24 protein-coding genes are annotated in these 24,034 nt (G+C 68.1%); 8 read left to right on the top strand and 16 right to left on the bottom strand.

What is annotated here, in order from left to right; translation table 11 throughout:
- From motB to QRO93_RS15000, 3 genes are all read left to right on the top strand, one after another.
- Positions 1 to 817 (top strand): flagellar motor protein MotB (gene motB, locus QRO93_RS14990; RefSeq protein ID WP_285304276.1); only part of this gene is annotated, 817 nt, incomplete at its 5' end.
- A gap of 95 nt (positions 818 to 912) precedes the next feature.
- Positions 913 to 1,401 (top strand): hypothetical protein, encoded by a 489-nt coding sequence (locus QRO93_RS14995; protein ID WP_180880967.1) that lies wholly within the window; start codon positions 913 to 915, stop codon positions 1,399 to 1,401.
- 13 nt (positions 1,402 to 1,414) lie between these two features.
- Complete coding sequence (locus QRO93_RS15000; protein ID WP_004153991.1) at positions 1,415 to 1,690, top strand: DUF4031 domain-containing protein; 276 nt, start codon at positions 1,415 to 1,417, stop codon at positions 1,688 to 1,690.
- A gap of 149 nt (positions 1,691 to 1,839) precedes the next feature.
- Here the strand turns inward: QRO93_RS15000 and QRO93_RS15005 are convergent, their stop codons facing one another.
- Complete coding sequence (locus tag QRO93_RS15005) at positions 1,840 to 2,382, bottom strand: hypothetical protein (protein ID WP_164086213.1); 543 nt, start codon at positions 2,380 to 2,382, stop codon at positions 1,840 to 1,842.
- A gap of 90 nt (positions 2,383 to 2,472) precedes the next feature.
- Between QRO93_RS15005 and QRO93_RS15010 the strand changes: the two genes are divergently transcribed.
- Positions 2,473 to 2,721: a DUF3297 family protein gene (locus QRO93_RS15010; RefSeq protein WP_049456360.1), complete on the top strand. Its 249-nt coding sequence runs from the start codon at positions 2,473 to 2,475 to the stop codon at positions 2,719 to 2,721.
- A gap of 84 nt (positions 2,722 to 2,805) precedes the next feature.
- Here QRO93_RS15010 and QRO93_RS15015 read toward each other — a convergent pair whose 3' ends face one another.
- The 3 genes from QRO93_RS15015 to QRO93_RS15025 all read right to left on the bottom strand — a co-directional run bounded on the left by QRO93_RS15015 (position 2,806) and on the right by QRO93_RS15025 (position 5,803).
- A complete protein-coding gene (locus tag QRO93_RS15015) occupies positions 2,806 to 4,455 on the bottom strand; it encodes a Na+/H+ antiporter (protein ID WP_008267158.1) in 1,650 nt (549 codons plus the stop codon).
- Between the two features lie 117 nt (positions 4,456 to 4,572).
- Positions 4,573 to 5,361 carry a dioxygenase gene (locus QRO93_RS15020; RefSeq protein WP_180880842.1) on the bottom strand — a complete coding sequence of 263 codons (789 nt, stop codon included), beginning with the start codon at positions 5,359 to 5,361 and terminating at the stop codon, positions 4,573 to 4,575.
- 31 nt (positions 5,362 to 5,392) lie between these two features.
- Complete coding sequence (locus QRO93_RS15025) at positions 5,393 to 5,803, bottom strand: DoxX family protein (protein ID WP_032128753.1); 411 nt, start codon at positions 5,801 to 5,803, stop codon at positions 5,393 to 5,395.
- 96 nt (positions 5,804 to 5,899) lie between these two features.
- Here QRO93_RS15025 and QRO93_RS15030 point away from each other — a divergent pair, with 96 nt between their 5' ends.
- Positions 5,900 to 6,781 carry a LysR family transcriptional regulator gene (locus QRO93_RS15030; RefSeq protein WP_053448660.1) on the top strand — a complete coding sequence of 294 codons (882 nt, stop codon included), beginning with the start codon at positions 5,900 to 5,902 and terminating at the stop codon, positions 6,779 to 6,781.
- Positions 6,782 to 6,862: 81 nt separating this feature from the next.
- Here the strand turns inward: QRO93_RS15030 and QRO93_RS15035 are convergent, their stop codons facing one another.
- Complete coding sequence (locus tag QRO93_RS15035) at positions 6,863 to 9,925, bottom strand: EAL domain-containing protein (protein ID WP_180880840.1); 3,063 nt, start codon at positions 9,923 to 9,925, stop codon at positions 6,863 to 6,865.
- A 176-nt stretch (positions 9,926 to 10,101) separates the two neighbouring features.
- Between QRO93_RS15035 and QRO93_RS15040 the strand changes: the two genes are divergently transcribed.
- On the top strand, positions 10,102 to 12,213 hold the full coding sequence (locus QRO93_RS15040) for a M13 family metallopeptidase (RefSeq protein WP_180880838.1): 2,112 nt from the start codon (positions 10,102 to 10,104) through the stop codon (positions 12,211 to 12,213).
- Between the two features lie 106 nt (positions 12,214 to 12,319).
- Here the strand turns inward: QRO93_RS15040 and QRO93_RS15045 are convergent, their stop codons facing one another.
- A complete protein-coding gene (locus QRO93_RS15045) occupies positions 12,320 to 13,492 on the bottom strand; it encodes an MFS transporter (protein WP_180880836.1) in 1,173 nt (390 codons plus the stop codon).
- The gene (locus tag QRO93_RS15050; RefSeq protein ID WP_180880834.1) at positions 13,489 to 14,706 is read right to left on the bottom strand and encodes an MFS transporter; all 1,218 of its coding nucleotides are present in this window, start codon (positions 14,704 to 14,706) and stop codon (positions 13,489 to 13,491) included. Before QRO93_RS15050 ends, QRO93_RS15045 begins: the two co-directional genes overlap by 4 nt.
- A gap of 133 nt (positions 14,707 to 14,839) precedes the next feature.
- On the opposite strand from QRO93_RS15050, the gene QRO93_RS15055 reads away from it, so the two are divergent.
- Both QRO93_RS15055 and QRO93_RS15060 read left to right on the top strand, forming a co-directional pair.
- Positions 14,840 to 15,427, top strand: a complete 588-nt coding sequence (locus QRO93_RS15055) for a TetR/AcrR family transcriptional regulator (protein ID WP_180880832.1) — start codon at positions 14,840 to 14,842, stop codon at positions 15,425 to 15,427.
- A gap of 355 nt (positions 15,428 to 15,782) precedes the next feature.
- Positions 15,783 to 16,397 (top strand): hypothetical protein, encoded by a 615-nt coding sequence (locus QRO93_RS15060; protein WP_004153965.1) that lies wholly within the window; start codon positions 15,783 to 15,785, stop codon positions 16,395 to 16,397.
- 39 nt (positions 16,398 to 16,436) lie between these two features.
- On the opposite strand, the gene QRO93_RS15065 is transcribed toward QRO93_RS15060, so the two are convergent.
- From QRO93_RS15065 to QRO93_RS15105, 9 genes are all read right to left on the bottom strand, one after another.
- Positions 16,437 to 16,781 carry a hypothetical protein gene (locus tag QRO93_RS15065; protein WP_049456350.1) on the bottom strand — a complete coding sequence of 115 codons (345 nt, stop codon included), beginning with the start codon at positions 16,779 to 16,781 and terminating at the stop codon, positions 16,437 to 16,439.
- 18 nt (positions 16,782 to 16,799) lie between these two features.
- Complete coding sequence (locus QRO93_RS15070) at positions 16,800 to 17,570, bottom strand: LytTR family DNA-binding domain-containing protein (protein WP_008265994.1); 771 nt, start codon at positions 17,568 to 17,570, stop codon at positions 16,800 to 16,802.
- A complete protein-coding gene (locus QRO93_RS15075) occupies positions 17,560 to 18,819 on the bottom strand; it encodes a sensor histidine kinase (protein ID WP_053448654.1) in 1,260 nt (419 codons plus the stop codon). The genes QRO93_RS15070 and QRO93_RS15075 overlap by 11 nt, the downstream gene beginning before the upstream one ends.
- A gap of 212 nt (positions 18,820 to 19,031) precedes the next feature.
- Positions 19,032 to 20,681: a M28 family metallopeptidase gene (locus QRO93_RS15080; RefSeq protein WP_164086205.1), complete on the bottom strand. Its 1,650-nt coding sequence runs from the start codon at positions 20,679 to 20,681 to the stop codon at positions 19,032 to 19,034.
- A gap of 109 nt (positions 20,682 to 20,790) precedes the next feature.
- Entirely contained in the window at positions 20,791 to 22,077 is a 1,287-nt protein-coding gene (locus tag QRO93_RS15085) for an RNA polymerase sigma factor (RefSeq protein ID WP_180880830.1), read from the bottom strand.
- 45 nt (positions 22,078 to 22,122) lie between these two features.
- Positions 22,123 to 22,479, bottom strand: a complete 357-nt coding sequence (locus tag QRO93_RS15090) for a DUF1428 domain-containing protein (RefSeq protein ID WP_180880828.1) — start codon at positions 22,477 to 22,479, stop codon at positions 22,123 to 22,125.
- Between the two features lie 23 nt (positions 22,480 to 22,502).
- Positions 22,503 to 22,913: a VOC family protein gene (locus QRO93_RS15095; protein ID WP_180880827.1), complete on the bottom strand. Its 411-nt coding sequence runs from the start codon at positions 22,911 to 22,913 to the stop codon at positions 22,503 to 22,505.
- Between the two features lie 34 nt (positions 22,914 to 22,947).
- Entirely contained in the window at positions 22,948 to 23,370 is a 423-nt protein-coding gene (locus QRO93_RS15100; RefSeq protein ID WP_008266068.1) for a VOC family protein, read from the bottom strand.
- Positions 23,371 to 23,432: 62 nt separating this feature from the next.
- The gene (locus QRO93_RS15105) at positions 23,433 to 23,846 is read right to left on the bottom strand and encodes a YciI family protein (protein WP_053511527.1); all 414 of its coding nucleotides are present in this window, start codon (positions 23,844 to 23,846) and stop codon (positions 23,433 to 23,435) included.
- Between the last annotated feature and the right edge of the window lie 188 nt (positions 23,847 to 24,034).

Raw genomic sequence — 24,034 nt, forward strand, 5'->3', positions numbered from 1 at the left:
CACCAGCAAGCCGGAACGGGCCGCCATTTCCGAGTATTTCCGCAACCCCAGCCCGCTCAGCGGCAAGAGCGCCACCCCCGCCCCCGGCATGGCCGGCCCGGGCGGTGCCAGCACCTCGATGATCAAGCTCGGCGGCGCCACCGACGTCTCCCGCGGCAACAGCAACGACCCCTTCCAGAACCAGAAGGAGGCGGTGCCGCAGCCGGTGGACCAGCAGCAGCGCGACAAGCAGCAGCTCGAGCAGCTGATGAAGGAGCTGCAGGAAGCGATCAGCAGGAGCCAGGCGCTGGAGCCGTTCAAGGACCAGCTGCTGCTGGACCTGACCCCGGAAGGCCTGCGCATCCAGATCGTGGACAAGCAGAACCGGCCGATGTTCGATCTCGGCAGCGCCACGCTGAAGCCGTACACGCAGCAGATCCTGCACGAGCTGGCCGAGTACCTGAACCACGTGCCGAACCGGATCAGCCTGACCGGGCATACCGACATCACCGCCTATTCGGCCGCCCGCGGCTACGGCAACTGGGAACTGAGCGCCGACCGCGCCAACGCCGCGCGGCGCGCGCTGATTGACGGTGGCCTGGAGGACAGCAAGATCACCCGCGTGGTTGGCCTGTCCTCGTCGGTGCTGTTCGACAAGGCCGACCCGCAGAACCCGATCAACCGCCGCATCAGCATCGTGGTGATGACCCAGGCGGCCGAAGCGGCCGCGCTGGCCGGGGCCGGCCCGCAGGTGGGGCTGTCGGCGCCCAGCGCCGACCCGGACGTGCAGGCCGCGCAGGGGCCGGCAGAACAATCTGTGCAGGGGCAAGCAGAATAAACTGTGGGTGCGGACCTTGGTCCGCACCCACCAGGGGCATCACCCGGCGCACCCGCTACAATGGCGGTCTTTCCGTCTCCAGGTGACCCCACCTCATGTCCCAGAACTCCAAGGCCAAGCGCGACAAGCGCAAGAAGCAGCAGGGCAAGCGCCCTTTCCTCCGTCTGAACGCCCAGCAGCAGGTGCAGAACCACGCCGTGCTGACCAGCGAAGACGGCCAGGTGGTCGCCGCCATCGGCCTGCAGGGCCGCGAGTGGCTGCTGGCCATCGGCGGCCAGACCATGGGCAACGCCGAGAACCCGGTGCCGATGCTGGCCATGCTCAAGCACCTGGCCAACGTGCAGGAGAAGGAAGGCCGCAAGGTCAGCCTGGAATACTCCGAGCTGCTGCAGAAGCTGCTGGACACCCTGGCCGAAGAGTCCGGCCAGACCGCTGACGAGTACCTGGACAAGCTGGTCGCCGAGTTCGAGGGCGTCGAAGCCGCCGAGGGCGAGGAAGAGGCAGCCGTCGACGGCGAAGTGGCCGAAGAAGCCGCCGCCGAAGCGACCCCGGCCGCTGACAGCGACAGCAAGCCGCAGGCCTGAACCGGCCGCGGCGGTGACGGTCTACGTCGATGACGCGGTGCATCCCTGGCGCGGTCAGCGCTGGGCGCACCTGATGGCCGACACCCTGGCCGAGCTGCACGCGATGGCGGCGCAGCTCGGCATTCCACCGCGGGCCTTCCAGAACAAGGCCAGCGGCGCACACTACGATGTCACTGCAGAGCTGCGCGCGCAGGCAATCGCGCTCGGTGCACGGGCCATTTCCCGGCATGCCGACCGAGAGCTGGTCAAGGCGGTGATCGCCAACGCAAGGGCGCAGTACCGGCCATAGGCAGCCGTTGGTGGCTACCGCTTGCTGTGCAGGGTGGGGCTATCACTTCCTGTGGTGGGTGCGGACCTTGGTCCGCACATTCAGGCACAGGGCATGCCGACCAAGGTTGGCATCCACCCATAGGCGGGCTCCGCACCCACCTCCCCCGCTCAGAACGGGTCGCTGCCCAGCCGGATTTCTACGTTCAGCAGTGAGCACAGCGCCAGCATCGCGTCATCGTCACGGGTCAGCGCCATCACGCCGCTGAAGCCGTCGCTGCCGGCATCCACGCTCCACAGGGTGTAGTTGTGCTCGCGCAGGCGGTCGAAGGCGGTGGACATCAGCTGCACGCCGTCCAGGCCTTCGGCGAAGTCCTCGTCGTCCAGATCGCCACCCCAGTCCAGCTGCAGGTTGAAGCGCGCCGACAGCTCGTTCACTGCCGACTGCAACGATTCCAGATCGTCCCGCTCGACCTCGAAGCCGGACTGCCAGGCGATGGCGCTGAACAGCGCCGGCAGCCAGTCGCTGTCTGCTTCCAGCGGCTGGCCGTCCTCGGCCAGGTGCTCGCGCCAGCGGTTGAACTGCTGCAGCGCCAGCTCCTCATCGCCCGGGTTGATCAGCACCAGCAGGTTCCAGACCCGCGCCTCGAAGCCCTCCTCGTCGAAGTCGTGGATGTCTTCCTCGAAGTCGAAATAGTCGCTGTTGTCGGGCATGGCGGAACTTCCTCTGGGGCAGGCCGGCATTCTACGGTTTATCCTGTGCCGCTGAAGCCGGCCGTGGTGGCCGTCACTGTGAATGAAGCGATGAGCGATACCCCTCCCGACCACCTGGCGATCAATCCGGCCAGCCCCTTCCATGATGCGCAGGCGCTGGAGCGCGGCGTGGGCGTGCGTTTCAACGACGTCGAGCGCGACAACGTCGAGGAATACTCGGTCAGCGAAGGCTGGATCCGCGTGCAGGCCGGCAAGGCCCGCGACCGCCGCGGCAACCCGATGACCATCAAGGTCAAGGGCAAGGTCGAGGTGTATTTCCTGGAAACGAAGCCGGAGTAACCGGATCTTGTAGAGTCGAGCCATGCTCGACTGCTCTTTGCACCAGAAGAGCAGTCGAGCATGGCTCGACTCTACATTTCAGGGTCATTCGCGCTTGCGCGATTCCAGCAGGTCCAGGTTGCGGATCAGGCGCCGCGAGATTTCGTCGGAGATCACCCCGCGCCGGGTCAGCCGGAACAGTTCCTCGCGCTCGGCATTGAGGCCGGCGCTGCGCAGCTGGCGATAGCCCTGTTCCATGCGGCGCACCTTGTCCGGGTCCACGTCGGGGCCGTCACTGTCCTTTTCCAGGTGCCGCTGGTACAGCAGGCTCACCCGCGAAGCGGCGTCGTTGTACAGCTGCACGTTCTCGGTGTTCTGGTTCATCACCATCTGCTGGCGCATGCGTTCGACCCCGGCCAGCGCCGCCTTCGACGACAGCCGGCGTGCCAGGTCCTCTTCCTTGCGTTCGCCCGAATCGGCCGGCAGCTGCAGGCCCTTCAACAGCTGCGGCAGCGCGATGCTGGCGCCGAGCAGCGAGAACAGGATCACCGACGCGGCCAGGAAGATCACCAGGTCGCGGGCCGGGAACGCGCTGCCATCGGGCAGGAACAGCGGCAGGGTCAGCACACCGGCCAGGGTGATCGCACCGCGCACGCCGGCCACCGAGGTCGCGACCACGATGCGCCAGTTCGGCGCCTCGCCCCGCTCCAGGCCGCGGCGCCGTGCGCGCAGCAGGTTCCAGCGCAGCGACAGCCACACCCACAGCAGGCGCAGCACGACCAGGGCCAGGTTGATCACCACCACGTACACCAGCAGCCACCATGCGCTCTGGTGGCCGCTCTCGTTCATGGTGGTGGTGGCGCGCTCGACGATGCCCGGCAGCTGCTCGCCCAGCAGCACGAACATGATGCCGTTGAAGCTGAACTGCAGCATGTTCCAGACCCCGGCACGCTGCACGCGCATGCTGCCGGAGACGCGGCCGGTCAGCTCCACGTAGCTCATCGCGATACCGGCGGCAACCGCGGCGAGGATGCCCGACGCATGGATTTCTTCGGCCAGCAGGTAGGCGGCGAAGGGGATCAGCAGGTTGACCAGCATTGCCGCGCCCGGCTCCTCGCCGAAGCGGCGCCACAGCCAGCGCTGGAAGGTCGATACGCCCAGGGTGACCGCCACGCCCACCGCCAGGCCGGCCACCGCCACCCACACGAAGGTCAGCGAGGCGGTGGCCAGCGAGAACGTGCCGGTCATCACCGCCGCCACCGCGAAGCGGAAGCAGACCAGGCCGGACGCATCGTTGAGCAGCGACTCGCCTTCCAGGATGTGCATCAGGCGCTTGGGGATCGGCGCCTTGGAGGCGATCGCACCGACCGCCACCGGATCGGTGGGCGACACGATCGCCGCGAGCGCGAAGCACACCGCCAGCGGCATCACCGGGATCAGCCAGTGGATCAGGAACCCGGCGCCGATGACGGTGAACACCACCAGGCCGAACGCCAGTTCGAGGATCGCGCCCTTGTCGCGGAACAGGCCCTGCTTGGGAATGCGCCAGCCATCGAGGAACAGCAGCGGCGGCAGGAACAGCAGGAAGAACACTTCCGGCTCCAGCGCGTGGCCGCGGTTGAACACCCCGGCGATCACCGCGCCCAAGCCGATCTGCACCAGTGGCAGCGGCAACGAGAACGGCAGGACACGAACCAGGTAGCCGCTGGCGACAACGGCCACCAGCATCGCCAGGACGACTTCAATGGTATGCATGCTTCTTCCAGGAAGCGGCGCGCGGGGAGGCTCGGGAGCCAGCGCCGGAAACCCGGGAAAAACTACCACACGCCGCCGCAGTCGCGACCAACGCGGCCGCCGCGCGTCAGCCCTGGCTCATGCCCCGTCGAAGCGGTACAGGTCCATGGCCAGGAAACCGGCATCGATACCAGCATCGATGCGCTGGGCACCGAAGCCGCCCTCGCCCGCCGCGCCCATCGCGAAGAACAACGGCAACAGGTGCTCGTCGGTCGGGTGCGCGCGCTCGGCAAATGGCGCCTGCCGGCGGTAATCGAACAGGGCCTGGCGATCATCGGCGGCCAGGCGCTGCTCGACCCACTCGATGAAGGGCCGCACGTACGGCGCTTCCTTGCCGTCCTGGTAGTCGCCCCAGTCGTGCAGGTTGTGGGTGATGCTGCCCGAGCCGACCAGCAGCACGCCCTGCTCGCGCAGCGGCGCCAGCGCGCGGCCCAGCGCAAACTGGTGCTCGGGGCCGAGCAGCGGCTGGATCGACACCGGCACCACCGGGATGTCGGCCTGCGGGCGCAGCAGCCGCAGCGGCACCCACGCGCCGTGATCGAGGCCGCGCTGCGGGTCGAGGGCCACCGGCAGGCCGGCGGCGGCGATGCGGTCGGCCACCTCTTCGGCCAGGGACGGATCACCCGGCGCCGGGTACTGCAGTTCAAACAACGCGCGCGGGAAGCCACCGAAGTCGTGGATCGTAGGCGGCTGCGGATGCGCACCGACCAGCGGCTGCCGGCCCAGCCAGTGCGCCGAGGCCATCACGATGGCGCGCGGCGTCGGCAGGTCCTGCGCCAGCTCGGCCAGGCGCACGCCGACCTGGCCCGGATGCAGGGCAGTCATCGGCGAACCATGCGAGATGTACAACGAAGGCAGGCGGGACATGGAATTCTCCAGTTGCAGGGTCAGGCGGCGATCAGCGCGAACGCAGGGTCCACTTGCCATCGCCGACCAGGAACAGCACCACCAGCGCCAGCGCCCAGAACGCCGGGTATTCCCAGCCGCCGCCGGCATTGGCGAAACCGAAGCCATTGGCGCCGTGCACGGTGACGATGGTGCCCAGCAGCAGCGGCACGCCGACCAGGCCGACCCAGCGCGCGTAGATGCCCAGCAGCAGCGCGGCAGTGATCACCAGTTCGACGCCGATGGTGAGGTAACCGAGCACGCCGGGCAGGCCCAGCGACTCAAAGAACGCCGCCGTACCGGCCGGGGTGAACACCAGCAGCTTGGTCAGCGCATGGACCAGGAACAGCACGCCCAGGGCCAGGCGCAGCAGGGTGGCGCCGTACGGGGCCAGCGGCGAAACAGGAGCGGTCGTGGTGTGCATCGGAAAGCACCTTGAAGGGAGTAGGCACAGGTTATTGCGCCTTCACGGACTGATAAATACGATCGTTTGACCGTATTTATTTCAAAAGGCGCAACAATGGACACCCTTGAGGCGATGCGCGTGTTCGTGGCCGTGGTCGAGCGCAATGGCTTCAGTGCCGCCGCGCAGGCGCTGGACCTGTCCACCGCCGGGGTGACCCGCCAGGTCGCCGCGCTGGAGAAGCGCCTGTCCACCCGCCTGCTCCACCGCACCACGCGCCGGGTCAGCCCGACCAGTGCCGGCGCGGCCTATTACGCCCAGTGCGTGCGCCTACTGGCCGAATTCGATGCGCTGGAAGCCAGCATCGGCGCGCAGGCGCTGGAACCATCGGGCACGCTGCGCATCAACGCACCGGTCAGCTGGGGCATCGCCCGCCTCGGGCCCTTGCTGGCCAGCTACCGCGAACGCTTCCCGCAGGTGGAGCTGGACCTGGCCCTGTCCGACCGGCTGGTGGACATGGTCGAGGAAGGCTACGACGTGGCCATCCGCATCACCCGCGAGCCCGGGCCGACGCTGATCGCGCGCCGCCTGGGCCAATCGCGGGTAAGCCTGTGTGCCGCACCCTCGTACCTGGCGGCGCGTGGCACACCGCAGACCCCGCAGGATCTGGCGGCACACGCGTGCCTGAGCTACAGCTACTGGGCCGCTGGCGATCACTGGCCGCTGCAGGGGCCCGGCGGCGAAGTGAAGGTGGCGGTAAGCAGCCTGCTGCACGCCAACAACGGCGACGTGCTGCGCGAAGCGGCGATCGCCGGCATGGGCGTGATCCTGCAGCCGGATTTCCTGCTGGAAGACGCGCTGGCCGATGGCCGCCTGGTGCGCGTGCTGCCGGAGTGGGAGGCCTCGCCGATCGGTATTTTCGCGGTCTACACCAGCCGCAGCCACCTGGCACCGAAGGTACGCAGCTTCATCGACCACCTGGTGGAGGCCGGGGTGTAGCCGAGTCTGGCGTTTGCCGGCCAGCGGCCGGCACTACCGGTCGGGTCGTGCCGGCCGCTGGCCGGCAGATGCGAAAGCCGCTCAGGCCGCCACTTCATCCAGCGCATCGATGATCTGCTCCAGCGGCGCCGGCCGACCCAGCAGGTAGCCCTGCACCTGGTCGCAGCCGTGCGCGGCCAGCCAGTCCAGCTGCCCCGGCGTCTCCACGCCTTCGGCGATGATGGTCAGCCCCATGCTGTGGCCCAGTGACAGCAGTGCGCGGCAGATCGACGCATTGCGCGGGTTGGTTTCCACGTCCGCCACGAAGCTGCGGTCGATCTTCAGGATGTCCAGCGGCAGGTGCTGCAGGTAGGACATGCTGGAGTAACCGGTGCCGAAGTCATCCAGCGACACGCTGATGCCCTGCTCGTGCAGGCGCTGCATGGTCTGCATCGCCTGCGCCGGCTTGCGCATCAGGCTGCTCTCGGTCAGCTCCACGTGCAGCGCACCGCGGGCCAGCCCGAACTCCTGCTGGGCGCGGGTGAACTCGGCCACCAGGTCACTGTTGAAGAACTGCACGGCCGAGACATTCACCGCGATCGGCAACTCGCCCCAGCCGGCCTCGACCAGCCGGCGCTGCGCCTTCGCCGCCGCGCGGATCACCCAGCGGCCCAGCGCCAGGATCAGCCCGGTCTCCTCGCACAGCTGGATGAACTCGTTGGGCGGAATGAAGCTGCCATCGGCCTGCGGCCAGCGCAGCAGGGCCTCCAGCGCGGCCGGGCTGCCATCGCCGGCATGCCGGATCGGCTGGAAGTACAGCTGGAATTCGTTGTCGATGGCGGCATGGATGCGCCCGGCCAGGCGCAGGCGGTCGGCCAGCCGCGTGGTCACCGCCGCATCGAACCACACCACCACGTTGCCTTCCGCACGCGCTGCATGGGCCGCCTGCGCGGCCATGCCGATCACCTGCTCGGCGGAGTAGCCGTCACCGGGCACATGCACGGCCACGCCGATGCGTGGCTCGAACTGGTGCAGCGAATCCTTGCCCCGCATCGGCGCCGACACGATCTGCAGCAGATCATCCAGCACGCGCTGGGTATCGTGGCCGGTACCGATGGCGAACACGAAGTCCTCCGCTGGCTGGAACGCCAGCGTGCCGCAGCGCGCGCCCAGCCCACCCAGCCGCGTCGCCATCGACTGCAGCACCGCATCGCCGATCTCGCGGCCCAGCGTATCGGCCACCAGCTGCAGGCCACGCAACTGCACGAAGGCGATGGTGTAGCCCGCGTCCTGCTCGTCCAGCTGTCCGGTCAGCGCGCGTACGTTGAGCAGGCCGGTAGCCGGGTTGTGCCGCGCCTGGTAGGCCAGGTCGCGCTCGTAGGCCAGCCGTTCGCTGACATCCTCGGCCAGCACCAGGCACGCCGGCTGGCCATCGAAGTCCAGCTTGGACAGGTGCGTGCGGACTTCGAACACGCTGCCGTCCTTGCGCCGGTGCAGGCGCACGGTAGCGTCCTGCAGTTCGCCGACGCGGGCCTTGGCGATGGCCCCTTTCACCTCGTCCCAACCTTCGCGCGGGCGGATGTCGAGAATGCTCATCGCCAGGAATTCATCGCGGCTGTAGCCGTACTGGCGCACCGCGGCATCGTTGACCTCGATGAAGCGCAGCGTGTCCGGGTCGAACACCCAGAACGGCGCAGGGTTGCGGTCGAACAGCAGGCGGAAGCGGCGTTCCACCTCGCTCATCTGCTCGCGTGCCTGGTAGCGTTCGCTCAGGTCGGTCAGCGCACCAATCATGCGCCGCTCGCTGTCGTCCACCTCCACCCGCTGCCCGCGCGCGCCCACCCAGCGCACCTCGCCACCGGGCAGCACCAGGCGGAACACCTGGTCGAGCACCGCGCCACCGGCGAAGGCCTGGTCGAAGGCCTGCTGCAGGCGCGCGACATCGTCGCGGTGCACGCGCGCGAAGAAATCGGCGACCGGCAAGGCATCGGTCTGCACGCCGAAGATCTCGCGCGCCAGCGGTGACCAGCGCAGCAGTGCGGCATCCTCGTCCACGTACCACGTGCAGACGCGCCCGACCTGGTGCGCCAGGCGCAGTTCGGCATGGCCGGCTTTCAATTCCTCGGCCATCGACTGCTGGCGGCGGGTGCTGCGGCGCACGGCATACAGCAGCGCCAGCAATACCGCGATGTAGGCCAGCACGATCGCCACCGAGGCCTGCAGGTAGGGCCACCATGGCGCCAGCACGTCCTCGTCGGCCAGCCCGACCTGCACCGCCAGCGGGCTGCGTTCCAGCGTACTGATGGTGATGATGCGCGGCACGCCATCGACCGCGCCCGGCAGGCTGCCCAGCTCGACCACCGCCTGCTTGCCGAGCAGGTCGCGGCGCGGCAGGTCGTAGCGGCGGCCGACCGTGCCATGCGGGTCCGGCACGCGGGCCAGCATGTAGCCGTCGGCGTCGCTGATCGAGACCAGTCCATTGGGGCCGACATCGAGGCCACCGACGATGCGCTGCAGTTCGCCACAGCGCAGCCGTGCCAGCAACCAGCGGTCGCCGGCCATCGGCAGCGCCAGCGGTACCACCCAGCCGCCATCGCCGGCCCGCTGCGGCGGGCCGATGTACAGCGCGCTACCCTGGCCACGGCGCTGCGGGTCGGTCCACAGCGGCAGCTGCAGGTCGCCCTGGCCGGCGGTCAGCGCTCGGCCGTAGCTATCGAGCACGACGATGCTGTGCAGTTCGGCATGGCGCCGCAGCACGCCACCGATGGCAGCGTCCAGCAACGCCGGTGCCTGCACCGGCACGCTGCGGAACAGCTCCACGGCATCGGCGGCGATGCCGGACATCGCCCGCTCCAGGTTGCGCAGCTCCAGCGCCAGCAGGCGTTCACTGCCCACCGCCAACGCGCGGCTCTGGCGTTGCGCGGCCTCCAGCCGGCGCTGGTGGTCGTTGACCAGCATGGTGGCCAGGCCCGCCACCAGCAGCACGCCCAGCAGCACGCCGCCCCAGGTGATGGCGCGCAGTGGCCGGGCCAACGCCCGCTTCAGTGCGGGCATCGGTCGATCTTCCTTGTGCAGTCGGCTGGCTTCATGCGCGAACGAATCCTCCACGTCCCCGACCTCAACGGCCGGCGGACGCCATTCTTGACGCCTGACCCAACCCCGCATGGCCACCTCCCCGTGACCGCGCAGGGCTCCCGGGACCAGCATGCACCACCCCGATGACGGCGTGAAGATCGCATCGGCGCGTTCAGCCAGATCCTGCACAGGACAGGCGGCACAACGGGACGGCCAGGCGGGCCGGAGCGGATTAGACTTGGGGTTTTCCGCTGCAAGAGAAGTCCATGTCCAAGCTGCGCCGTCCTACCCTGGCACTGGCCATCATCGCCAGCCTGTCCCTGGCCGCCTGCGACCGCCCGGCCGATCCGGCCGCCGGCACCGCTGCGCCGGCCGATGCGGCGCCTGCCGCAGCCAAGCCGATGCTGGGCAGCTTCGGCTTCGATGCCAGCGGCATGGACCGCAGCATCGCCGCCGGCGACGATTTCTTCGGCTTCGCCAACGGTACGTGGGTGAAGAACACCGAGATTCCGGCCGACCGTTCGCGCTTCGGCAGCTTCAACGTCATCGCCGAGAAGACCCTGGCCGACACCCGCGCCATCCTCGAAGGCGCCGCCGGCAACGCCCAGGCCAGCGGCGACGACAAGCTGATCGGCGACTACTACGCCGCCTACATGGACGAAGCCGCCATCGAGCAGCACGGCATCGCGCCGGTGCAGCCGCAGCTGAAGGCCATCGATGCGATCGCCGACAAGGCCGGGCTGGCCCGCGCCCTGGGCGGCGACATGCGCGCCGACGTCGACCTGCTCAACGCCACCAACTTCTATACCGACCGCCTGTTCGGCCTCTGGGTGTCGGTGGACATGCTGCAGCCGGACCGCACCGCCCCTTATCTGGTGCAAGGCGGCCTGGGCATGCCCGACCGTGACTTCTACCTGGGCGGCGGCCGCATGGCCGAACTGCGCAAGCAGTACCAGGCCTACATCGCGCAGATGCTGCAGCTGGCCGGCGCCGCCGACCCGGCCGGCAAGGCGCAGCGTATCCTCGCGCTGGAGACCAAGATCGCGCAGGCGCATGCCACCCAGGAAGAAACCAACGACGTGACCAAGGGCGCCAACCCCTGGACCCAGGCTGACTTCAACGCCAAGGCCCCGGGCATGGACTGGAACGCCTTCCTCGATGCGGCTGCACTCGGCAACCAGCAGGACTTCATCGTGTGGCAGCCCAAGGCCGTCGCCGGCCTGTCAAAGCTGGTGGCCACCGAACCGCTGGACGCGTGGAAGGACTACCTCGCCTTCCACGCGCTTGACCGCGCCGCCGCCTATCTGCCGAAGAAGTTCGCCGACGCCCGTTTCGCTTTCCATGGCACCGCGCTGAGCGGCACGCCGCAGCAGAGCGACCGCTGGAAGCGGGCCGTGGATGACGCCAACCATGCGGTCGGCGAAGCCATCGGCAAGCGTTACGTCGAAAAGCACTTCAACGCCAAAACCAAGGAACGTGCGGACGAGATGGCGAAGAACATCATCGCCGCCTTCGCCAAGCGCATCGACGCACTGTCGTGGATGTCGCCGCAGACCAAGGCACACGCCAAGGCCAAGGTCGCCGGCCTGACCGTGGGCATGGGCTATCCGGAGAAGTGGCGCGACTACACCGGGCTGGAGATCCGCCGCGATGACGCGCTGGGCAATGCACAGCGCGCAGAGCTGTTCGAGTACCAGCGCAACATCGCCAAGCTTGGCAAGGCGGTCGACCACAGCGAGTGGGCGATGCTGCCGCAGACCATCAACGCGATGAACGTGCCGCTGGAAAACCGCCTGGTGTTCCCGGCCGCCATCCTGCAGCCGCCGTTCTTCGACGGAGCGGCCGACGACGCCGTGAACTACGGCGCGATCGGTGCGGTGATCGGCCACGAGATCAGCCATGGCTTCGACAACGCCGGTGCGCTGTTCGATGAAACCGGCAAGCTGCACAACTGGTGGACCGCCGAGGACCTCAAGCAGTTCAATGCCGCCGGTGACGCGCTGGCCGCGCAGTTCAGCAGCTACGAACCGTTCCCGGGCGTGCACGTGAACGGCAAGCTGACCCTGGGCGAGAACATTGCCGACGTGGCCGGCCTGGGCACTGCCTACGACGCCTACCAGCTGTCACTGCAGGGCAAGCCCGGCCAGACCCTGGAGGGCTTCACTCCGGACCAGCGCTTCTTCCTCGGCTTCGCCCAGGCGTGGCGCAGCAAGAGCCGCGAGCAGGCGCTGCGCAATTCGCTGCTGACCGACGTGCATGCACCGGGCCAGTTCCGCGCACTGACCGTGCGCAACATCGACGCCTGGTACCCGGCGTTCGAAGTGAAGGAAGGCCAGAAGCTGTACCTGGCCCCGGACAAGCGGGTCAAGGTGTGGTGATGTAACCGGAACGGGCGCCGCAGGGCGCCCGTTTCATTTTCCGGCCTCGCTCTGGTGGGTGCCGACCTTGGTCGGCACGGGGCAGGAATCCACCCACGGTGTGAATCTACCTGCGGGTAGTGGCAACCATCAGCAGAGCGCTCGCAGCCAACACCGCCGCAGCCCACAGATTGGCGTGCAGCCCGGTGCTGTCCAGCAGCCTGCCTCCGGCCCACGCCCCCAGCGCGATGCCGATGTTGAACACACCCACGTACAGCGCGGTAGCAATTTCAACCGCCTGCGGCACCGCCTTCATCATCCAGCCCATCAGGCCGACCGACACACCGCCGTAGGCCAGTCCCCACAGCAGCAGCACCGTGATGCCTCCCGCTGGCGTGCCGCCCATCCACAGCAACAGCGGCGGCGTCAGCAGCAGGCCCGAGGCGATGGCCAGCAGCGTACCGCGCGGATGGCGTGCGGCCAGTGGCCCGGCAACGAAATTGCCGACGATGCCGGCCAGGCCATAGGCAAACAGCAGTCCGCCGATCCACGACGCCTGCACACCCGATACGTGCGTCAACAGCGGACGCACATAGGTAAACGCGATGAAGTGCCCGGCCACCAGCAGCAGGGTCAGCCACAGGCCCTGGCGCAGGCCGCGATGGCCGAGCTGCTGCACGAACTGCATCGGCCGAATTGACCTCGCCACCGGCAACGCGGGAAGCACCGCAGGCTGCAGCAGCAGTATCGCCGCACTGAACAGCGCCATCGCCGCGAACGCACAGCGCCAGCCCAGCGCGTCGCCGATCAGTGCACCGAGCGGCACGCCCAGCACCGACGCCGCGGCCACGCCGCCGAAGATGATCGAGGTGGCCAGGCCGACGCGATGCGCGGGCACCAGCCGTGCAGCCAATCCACCGGCGATGGCCCAGATGCCGCCCATGCAGAACCCGACCAGTACGCGCGCGGCCAGCAGCCAGCTGATGCTGGGCGCCAGCGCGGAGGCGATGTTGGCCACTGTCAGCAGGCCGAGCAGTGCACACAGGATGCGGCGACGATCGATGCCACCGGCAGCGATCACCACCAGCGGTGCGAACAGCGCCGCCAGCAGGGCCGGCAGCGAGATCATCAGGCCGGCGGTACCGGTGGACGCGCCGAGCGCTTCGGCAATCGGGGTCAGCAGGCCGACCGGCAGCATCTCGGTGGTGACCACCGAGAACGTGGCCAGGCCAACCGCGCTGACGGCCCACCATGGATGGCGCACAGGGGGCACGGCATGCGCAGGCGAAGCAGCACTCACGGGGCGACTCCTTCAGCGCAGAGAGAGGGAACAGGCCTGCGCAGCGCACGGCAGGCAGACAGCGCGACCAGCAGCACCACGGCGCCCGCCACCAGCGCGATCACGAAGCCGCTGCGCACGCCACCGGCATCGACGCTGTACCCGGACAGCGCCGCGCCCAGCGCAACGCCGATGTTCAATCCGGCCAGCAGCCAGGTCATGCCTTCGGTAAGCCGCGATGCGGGCACGCGCTGTTCGACCAGCGACATCGCCACGATCATGGTGGGCGCGAAGAACAGCCCGGCCAGCAGCACCGCCGCCGCCAGCGCTGGCAGCGTGCCGGCCCACGGCAGTGGCAGCGTGGTCAGGGCGGTCGCCGCTGCCCCCAGCAGCAACAGCTGCGGCATGGGCACCTGCAGCTTCAACGCACCGAACAGCAGGCCGGCCGCGCAACTGCCCAGCGCATAGGCCGAGAGCACCGCACTGGCTGCCAGCGGCTGCCCGCGCTGCTCGGCGAACGCCACGCTGGTGATATCGACGGTGCCGACAATCACGCCCATCGCCAGCATCAGCAACGCCAGCAGGCGTATCTCCGCCTGCCGCAGCAGAGAACGCGAAGGCAGCCCGGCTTCTTCGCGCGATTGCAGCGGCGGCTCGGTGCCCCGTTGCAGCACCAGCGCAGCCACGCCCACCACCAGCAGCAGGGCCGCCACCAGCACGCCGGCCTGCGGCCACACCGCCACCGCCAGCCCCACCGACAGCGGTGGCCCGGCGATGAAAGTGACCTCGTCGAATACCGTCTCCAGCGAGTACGCGGTCTGCAACGCCGGGCGCCCGCGATGGATCGCGGTCCAGCGCGCGCGCACCATCGCCGACACGCTGGGCATGCAGCCGGCCAGCATCGCCGCGCCGAACAGCATCCCGTCCGGCGCCGCCATCACGGTGCAGGCCAGCAGCAACAGCAGGCCGGTCGCGCTGGCCGCGGCGGCCCACGGCAGCACCCGTGCCTGGCCGTACCGGTCGACCCAGCGCGACACCTGCGGCGACAGCAACGCGTAGGTCAGCACGAAGGTGGCCGACACCGCACCGGCCAGCGCATAGCTGCCGCGCAGCTGCGACAGCAGGGTGATGATGCCGATGCCGGTCATCGGCAGCGGCAGGCGGGCCAGCAACCCGGCCAGGGCAAGCCCGGCCGTGCCGGGCGCAGCGAACAGGTCGCGATAAGGGGTGGCCATCAGGATCTCCAGAGCGGCGGCTTGCCTGGCGCGCGGGGCGCCACGACAATACATACAGGGCGTATGAATAAGAGGCTACATTCATACGATCCGTATGTAAATAATCATACACTGCGTATGTAAGGAGCTCTGGATGGTCCGCCGCACCCGCGCCGAGATGGAAGAAACCCGCGCCAGCCTGCTGGCCACCGCCCGCCGTGTGTTCAGCGAGCACGGCTATGCCGCCACCTCGATGGATGACCTGACCGCGCAGGCCGGGCTGACCCGGGGTGCGCTCTATCACCACTTCGGCGACAAGAAAGGCCTGCTGGCGGCGGTGGTCGGCCAGCTCGATGCCGAGACCGATCGGCGCCTGCAGGCGATCAGCGACAGTGCCGACGACGCCTGGGACGGCTTCGTGCAGCGCTGCCGCGCCTACCTGGAGATGGCGCTGGAGCCGGAAATCCAACGCATCGTGCTGCGCGACGCGCGCGCGGTGCTGGGCGGCGCCTCGCCGGAATCGCAGCGGCACTGCGTGCAGTCAATGCAGCGCCTGATCGAACAGTTGATCGCCCAGGGCGTGGCGACGCCGGTGGATGCGCAGGCGCTGGCGTCGTTGATCTACGGCAGCCTGGCCGAGGCGGCGTTCTGGATTGCCGAAGGCGAGGATGGCGATGCGCGCCTGGCGCAGGCGACGGCCGCGCTGGAGATGCTGTTGCGTGGGTTGAAGTCAGCCGGGTAACGCCCCTGCTCGCAGGGCGTGGGTCTACGGTGCATACCCGCGTTGCCGGAGGCTGGCCGGGGTCGGCATCCACCCGCCGGGTTGCGCGGTCGGGCCCGATTCCGGGCGATCACCGCGCCGATGGCCGCTCTGCGTACTCAGCCGCGGTTTCATGTGCGGCTGCAGCACGTTTCACCCTGCGACATCCTGTCGCAGGCTGTGACTGCGATGCTGCAATGCAGCAACATTCACCCATTCAGACAAAACCCTTACCGCGCTTGGCATTTCGCCCATTGCACGGCTCGCTGGAAGTGCTAGAACTGAACCCGCCACACCGTCCAATGCTGATCGACGCACGTTCCACAAGGAGCCAGCCATGATTGCTTTGTTCAAGGGTTTGGGACTACTGCTTCGCGACAACGAGCTCTACAGCAGCCCGTTCGAAAAACAGGTTGCGCACTGGCGCAGCCTCAGCGAGCAGCAGATCCGCGATGAAGTGGCTGTGCTGGCCCAGGCCAAGTGCCAGTGGCTGATTGCCTCGATCGTCGGCTGGCAGGCGGCCTCGCTGCTGATCCTCGGCCTGATCACCAACTACCTGTGGCGCGACGATTACCACATCACCTTCACCCGCGTGGTCGTGGTGTTCGGCTCGTGGATCTCGATCCTGTTCGTGATCTGGTTCATGGCCAACATGTTCGACCGCACGGCCGGCTTCGAGCGCTGGATGAAGGCCTTCAACAGCCGCGCCCGCATCAGTTCCAAGGCCGACAGTGTCGAGCACGTGGCCGAGGCACTGGACCTGGCCGAGCACTATCCGGAAGTGCTGGACTACAAGCAGGCGGTCACCGCCAGGCGCGAGCTGCGCCATGAGGACATCCGCATCATGACCGAGATCGGGCGCATGAAGCAGCACTCCGAACTGGTCGGACGCCTCAACCATGTGGGCGAGAACGAGCATCACCACGACCTGACGCTGCAGCCAGCCTACTGACCCTTCTGGAAAGCGGGGGGACCCACAATGCCACCGTGATCACTCACGGTGGCATTGTTCTATCGGGTCCTGGCTGACGCACTGGCGGAAGCCCTTGGGCAGGTCGCGCATCGCTTCGGTCTTGCCCACCGCCACCGCGAACCGGCGCAGCGGCGGCTTGGCGCAGGCCGCATCGGTGCTGCAGGCCGGGTCCAGCACCACATAGTGGCACTGGCCGCTGCGGCTGGCGATGCACTGGAACCGCGCTTGACCCTCGACCACGGTGCCCTTGCTGTACAGCGTGTCCACGCCGTTGGCCTGGGTACGGGTGATCGAGGTGGTGCTGGATTTCTCGCAGCCGCCCAGTGACAGCGCAGCGACGCAGGCAAGCAGGAACAGGCGCATGGTGCCTCCAGGGTGTGGTTACATGCCGCGGAACAGGCTCATGAACGGTTGGCTGACCACCAGGGTTTCCGCTCGCTGGCGCAAGCGCAGCACGCCGCGCCCGGTATCGTCGCGGCTCACCGCTGCCACCGCTTTCATGTTGACGATGGTGGAGCGGTGGATCTGGCGGAAATGCTGTGGATCGAGCACTTCCAGCAGCTCGCGCAACGGCGTGCGCAGCAGGCTTTCGCCAGCGGCGGTGACCACGGTGGTGTACTTGTTGTCGGCGCGGAAGTAGGCCACGTCCTCGAGCATGATCAGCTGCGTCTCGCGGCCATTGCTGGCGGTGATCCAGGCCAGTGGCGGACGCTCCGCGCCTGCCTGCGATGGGCCCAATCGCTGCAGCAGGCGCTCCAGCACGGCATCGTCCTGCCGCGTCGATGGCAGCCGCGACAGGATGCGCTCGCGGGTCGCCAGCAGCCGCTCGTCGCTGACCGGCTTCAGCAGGTAATCCATCGCGCCCTGCTCGAAGGCGTCGATGGCGTACTGATCGTAGGCGGTCACGAACACCACCTGGGTACGCGGGCTGAGTTCGGACAGCGCGCGCGCCACTTCGATGCCACTGATGCCGGGCATGCGGATGTCGAGGAAGGCGATGTCCGGCTGCTTCTCGGCCAGCTGCTCCAGCGCCGTGGCACCGTCCTCGCACTCGGCCACCAGCTTCAGCTCCGGCCACAGGCGGCCCAGCTGCTCCACCAGCGATTGCCGCAGCAGTTCCTCGTCTTCGGCGATCAGTGCTTCAAGCGGCATGGCTGCGCTCCTTGCCCGACTGCGGCAGGGTCATGGTCGCGGCGACGCCGCTGGGGAAATTGGCGACGATCGCCACGCCGGCCTGCTCACCGCAGGTCAGGCGCAGGCGCTCGCGCAGGTTCTTCAGTCCGATGCCGGTGCCGCTGGTGCCCTGGCCGAAGCCAAGGCCATCGTCGGCCACGGTCACGGTGACATGGTCGTCGAAGCCGCGCGCCAGGATCCAGATCGTGCCACCGCCGGGCTTCGGTTCCAGCCCGTGCTTGATGGCGTTCTCCACCAGCGTCTGCAGCGCCATCGCCGGCAGGTGCACGCCATGCAGTTCAGTGGGCACCTGCACCTCCACCGACAAGCGTGCCCCCATGCGGATGCGCAGGATTTCCAGATAGGCGCGGGTGCGTTCCAGCTCCACGCCCAGCGTGGATACCGATTCATCCACCTGCGGCAGCGAACTGCGCAGGTACTGGATCAGGTGGCCGAGCATCTGTTCGGCACGCGCCGGGTCGGTGCGGGTCAGCACCTGGGCATTGGCCAGCGAGTTGTAGAGGAAATGCGGTTCGACCTGCGCGTGCAGCAGGTTCAAGCGCGCTACCGACAATTCCTTCTCGACCTGGGTCTGTTCGGCGGCGGCCTGCTCGTCGCGGCGCTGGTCGGCAACCCGCCGGCTGATCGCGCGGGTAACCGCTTCGGCATTTTCGTAGTTGCTGCCCTCATCCAGTGCCAGCAGGTCGGCCCACCAACCGGCATCGGGCTCGAACAGCAGGGTGACGGTGCTGGTGCCCTGGCCCGGGGTGACCGTGGCCAGCACGCTGTTGCGCTTGATCGCCAGCCGCGCCGGCAGGTTCCAGCGCGACGGCTGGCGGCCGTTCCACAGATCGACGCGGCGCACATAGGCGCGCACCTGCAGGCTGCCTGCCGAGCTTTCCACCTCTTCCACCCGCGGCAGCTCGCCCACGGCCGCCTCGACCACCGCGAACGCATGGCCGGCATCCATCGGCAGTTCGATCTGCCGGCGCTGGCGCCCCGACAGGGTGGCGCCATCGAGGCGGCCGGCCACCAGCCAGACCCGCCGCACATGGGTCACCGCACTGCCCAGCGCGGAGATCATCAGGAACATCACCAGCAGCCCGAACACCCAACCGGGGCCGTCGTTCATGCCGCTGAAAATGCCGCTCCAGACCATGCCGGCCACGAACAGTGCCGCGGCCCAGGCGAGCAGGTGACGAAGGATGAGGGAGAGGCTGGCGAACACGGCGGCGCCTTGGAGGAAGGGGGTGAGCCGAGCATAGGGCGGCCTGCCGGGCAAACAAGCGGGCTGCGACGAAGGGCCTGAAAGCGGGGATGGAAGCCGTTCTGGTAGAGCCGGCCGCTGGCCGGCTCCCCATGACCTCCGCAAGCATCACAAGGTTGCCGGCCAGCGGCCGGCACGACCCGGGAGGCGCCGGGCGAACCCGGCGCCCTCCCTTACTTGCGCTGGTCGGCGCTGGCGTCACGCACGGCGCGGAACGACTCATCCTTGCTCCAGTTCGGCCAGCTGCGCGAGTTGGCCAGCTGGTCGCCCAGGGTGTACAGCACTTCCAGGTCGCGGGCAGCACCGGCGAACACCCAGTCCGGCTGCCATTCGTCGCCCTGCTGGTGGTAGCGCTTGGCGGTGTAGTCTTCCGAGGCCTTCTTGCCCGCGGCCACGCCGCCGTCCACCCAGTCCTGGCCGGCCGACCACGACAGCGCCGGCACGCCGCGCTTGGCGAACGGGAAGTGATCGGAACGGAAGAACAGGCCTGCTTCCGGCTTCGGGTCCGGGGTGTAGCGGATGTCCCAGCCCTTGGCCACGTCCTTCAGCTGGTCCAGCAGCTCGAAGCGCGCCGCACCGTAGATGCCGAAATCACGCGACGGGCCGAACGGCGCCATGCCGTCCATGTTGATCACCGCCACGGTCTTTTCCAGCGGGTACAGCGGATGGGTGGCGTAGTACTCCGAACCCAGCAGGCCCTTCTCCTCGGCGGTGACCGCCAGGAACAGCACCGAACGCTGCGGGCGCTTGGCCTTGGCGAAGCCGCGCGCCAGCTCGACCAGCGAGGCGGTACCGCTGGCATTGTCCAGCGCACCGTTGAAGATGCGGTCACCGCGCGCATCCGGCTCGCCCACACCGATGTGGTCCCAGTGCGCGCTGTAGATGATCGTCTCGTCCGGATGGCGGCTGCCTTCCAGGCGCGCGGCCACATTGTGCGAGGTGATCACTTCGGTCTTCACCGCGTACTTCGCATCCAGGCTGGCGCCGGTCAGCGGCACCGGGGTGAAGTCGCGCTGCTGCGCCTTCTTCTTCAGCGCGTCGAAGTCCTGCCCGGCCGAGCGGAACAGCTCCACGGCCAGGTCGCGCTGGATCCAGCCTTCCAGCAGCGGATGGCTCTCGGCCGGGTTGTCGCGCACCACGTCGAACATGGTGTTGGTGTTGGACCCGGCCACGGTGGCCCAGCCATACGAGGCCGGCGCAGTCTCGTGCACGATCAGCACGCCCAGCGCGCCCTGGCGTGCGCCTTCCTCGTACTTGTAGGTCCAACGGCCGTAATAGGTCATGCCCTTGCCGTCGAAATCACCCTGCCCGGTCTCGAAGTCCGGGTCGTTGATCAGCACCACGGCGATCTTGCCCTTCAGGTCGACGCCCTTGAAGTCGTCCCAGTTGCGCTCCGGGGCCTTCACGCCATAGCCAAGGAACACCAGTGGCGCCTTGCTGATATCAACGTTGCTGGCGCCATTCATCGCGGCACGCACGGCGATCTGCTTGCCCTGTTCCAACGGCAGGGTCTTGCTGCCCTGGTGCAGGGCCAGCTGCGGTGCGCCGACGATGTCGCCCTTGCGCAGCGGCACGGCCTGGGTCCACAGGCGCTTGCCGTCCTTGAGGTCGCCGCCGGGCTGCAGGCCGGCATCGGCGAACTGCTTGCTGAGGTAGGCGACGGTCTTCTCTTCGCCGGCAGTGGCCGGCGAGCGGCCCTCGTAGGCGTCGGAGGCCAGTTCCTTGACGTCGGCGGAGATCCGCGCGCCATCGAATTTCGGCGTGGCCGCCATCAGTGCGCTCGACACCGACAGGGCCAGCACGCCCAGTACTACTCGTTTCATTGCTCTCTCCAGCAGGGAAATCTCTCTGGAGTGTAATGGGATTCGGCAGCGCTGCGCCCCGCCTTTGGTAGGTGTCGACCTTGGTCGACACGCCACGCCATGCATGGGGTCAGATCCCGTTCCTGTCGGAAGAGAGCGCTGACCCCGATCGCTGGGCGCGCAACAGCAGCAGCTCGCGCTCGCGGGCGTTGCCGGTCAGCGCGGCGGCGGCGGCGAAGGCCGCGCGCGCGTCATCGGCCCGGCCCAGCTGCTGCAGCAGGTCACCACGCACCACCTGCAAGGGCGCATAGCCCTGCAACCGCGCATCGGCCAGCAAAGGTTGCAACAGCGCCCAGGCCGCAAACGCGCCGTCGCTGCGCGACACCGCCACCACCCGGTTGAGGGCCACGACCGGCGACGGCATGACCTGCAGCAACTGTGCATACAGTGTGGCAATGCGCGTCCAGTCGGTATCTTCGGCGCGGCGTGCGGCGGCATGGCAGGCCGCGATGCGCGCCTGCAGCACGTACGGGTCCTGGCCGCCATTGGCCGCCAGTGCGCGGGCCAGTGCCTGCTGGCCGCGCTCGATCTGCAGCCAGTCCCAGCGTGCGCGGTTCTGCAGGTCCAGCAGCACGGGGGCGCCCTGCGCATCGGTCCGCGCGGCCGCGCGCGAGGCCTGCAGTTCCATCAACGCCAGCAGGCCCAGCACCGGCGGCACCGGCAACCGGTGCGCCAGGATGCGCGCCAGCCGCAGCGCTTCCTCGCACAGTGCCGGGCGCATCCAGTCATCACCGGCACTGGCCGCATAGCCTTCGTTGAACACCAGATAGATCGCCTCCAGCACCGAGGCCAAGCGCTCAGGCATCGCCTCCGCGCGCGGCACCTCGTAGGGCACCTGCTTCTGCGCCAGGGTGCGCTTGGCGCGCACGATGCGCTGGGCGATGGTCGGTTCCGGCTGCAGGAAGCCGCGGGCGATCTCGGTGGTGGTCAGGCCGCCGAGCAGGCGCAGGGTCAGCGCCACCCGCGCATCGGCGGGCAGCACCGGATGGCAGGCCACGAACATCAGCCGCAGCAGATCGTCACCCAGGTCATCTTCCAGCGCCTGGCTGTCATCCGGTGCCGGAAGCGCCGCCGGATGCAGTTCCTCGCCCCACTGCGCATGCTGCTGCGCCACCCGCTGGTGCTGGCGCAGCACATCGATGGCACGGTTGCGCGCAGTGGTCATCAGCCAGGCTCCGGGGTTGTCCGGGATGCCCTGCTCCGGCCAGCGCTCCAGCGCGGCCAGCCAGGTGTCCTGGGCCAGCTCCTCGGCGCGACCCACATCGCCCCCGAGCAACCGCGCCAGGCGCGCGATCAACACCGGCGACTCCATCCGCCAGAGGGTTTCAAAGCGCTGCGTCAGTGCGGGATCAGGCATGCAGCGATCACAGCACGCACGCCCGGCGCGCACAAGCGCCGTGGCTCACGCTTCAACGATGGGCCTGAAGCCGCCCCAGAACATGCGCCGGGTATCGAACGGCATGTCCTTCGGGCCCAGCGACGCCAGCCTCGGGTCGGCCATCACCTTTGCGTTGATGCGGTCGCGCGCCGCCCGAGAGCGGAACACCACGAAGGCCACGATCACCGTTTCACCGGGTTTGGCCTTGACCGCACGCGGGAACGAGGTGCTCTTGCCCGGTTCCACATCGTCGGCCACGCATTCCATGTACTGCAGCGCGCCATGCTCCTTCCACACCGCACCGGCCTTGCGGGCAAGGCGGCGGTAGGCCGCCACCCTGTCCTGCGGGCACGGCAGCACGTAAGCATCCACGTAAGCCATGAGGGTTCTCCCTGCGGCGGCCGTCAGCCCGGCTCGCCGTCCATGTGCGCGATTTCCCAGAGATGGCCATCCAGGTCCTGGAAACCGCGCTGGTACATGAAGCCATAGTCACGTGCCGGCTGCGGTTCACTGGCGCCGGCCGCGAGTGCCTTGTCCACCATCGCGTCCACCGCCGTGCGGCTGTCGGCCGACAGGCAGGTGATCACCTCGGTGTGACTGTGCGCATCGGCAATCGCCTTGTTGGTGAACTGCTTGAAGAACGGCTGCGTCAGCAGCATCACGAAGATGCTCTCGCTGATCACCATGCAGGCCGCATCGTCATTGGTGAAGGTCGGGTTGAAGCTGTAGCCCAACGCGGCGAAGAAGGCCTTGGACGCCTGCAGGTCCTGCACGGGCAGGTTGACGAAGATCATCTGTGGTTGCGGTGCACTCATCGGTAAAGCTCCTTGTGGATGAAAGTGAGACGGATCAGGGCTGCTTCATGCAGTTGACCATCCACGGCTTGCCGTAGCGGTCGATCAGCATGCCCCAGCGATGCGCCCAGAACGTTTCGGCAATCGGCATCTGCACCTGGCCACCTTCGGCCAGCGCGGCGAACACACGCTCGGCTTCTTCGATGCTGTCGACGTCGACATTGATGGTGGTCGAGCCACCCTCGCCACCGCCGGGGCCGTCGGCCGCCATCACGATGGCGTTGCCGATCTCCAGCTGGCTGTGCGCGACGTGGTCCAGGGTTTCCGGCGGCATCTCGTTGCAACCCGGCGAGCCATCGGATGGCGGCATGTCGCGGTACTTCATCTCCGAAGTGACCTGGCCACCGAGTGCCTTGGCATAGAACGCCATCGCATCGTGGGCCTGGCCGCTGAAGCCGAGGAAGGGAATCAGTCTCATGGCATTGCTCCGTTGATTGATACAGGGTGTTGCCAGGCCGCGCCCGGCGTGGATGAGTCGGGTCAGCCTTCCAGCTGTGCACGCAGACGCTGTTCCTGCTGCTGTAAGTCGGGGGTGAAGGCTTCACCGAAGTCTTCGGCGGAGATCAGGGGGCGCAGTTCCAGCGTGCCACCGCTGCCGAACGGCGCACGGCTGGCCCACTCGACGGCCTCGTCCAGCGAGCGCACGTCCCACAGCCAGAACCCGGCGATCTGTTCGCTGGCGGGACCGAATGGACCGGCCTCGACCGTGGGTGCCGTGCCACCGAAGTGAATGCGACGACCACGCTGGGTGGCGTGCAGGCCTTCACCGGCCAGCATGATGCCGGCGGCCACCAGTTGTTCGTTGAAGGCGCCCATTTCGGACAGCTCCTGCTGGCTGGGCATGCGGCCGGCTTCGGAGTCGGCGTTGGCCTTCACGATCACCATCACTTTCATTGCGGTCTCCCGTGGGGACGCGTGGTGCGTGCCCTTCACTGGGTACAACGAACCAGGGCGATGGGAATCGACACGTCTTCTGAAAATTATTTCTTCGGCGGGAAGCGCGCCTTCGGCGGGAGTCGGCGAACGGCGGAGCCCCTCCGTGGTGGGGTGAGTGGGTCGCTGAAAGCTGGTTTCCTGTGGGT

Origin of the sequence: Stenotrophomonas maltophilia group sp. Smal17 (assembly GCF_030237045.1) — a bacterium.
Classification (GTDB): Bacteria; Pseudomonadota; Gammaproteobacteria; order Xanthomonadales; family Xanthomonadaceae; genus Stenotrophomonas; species Stenotrophomonas forensis.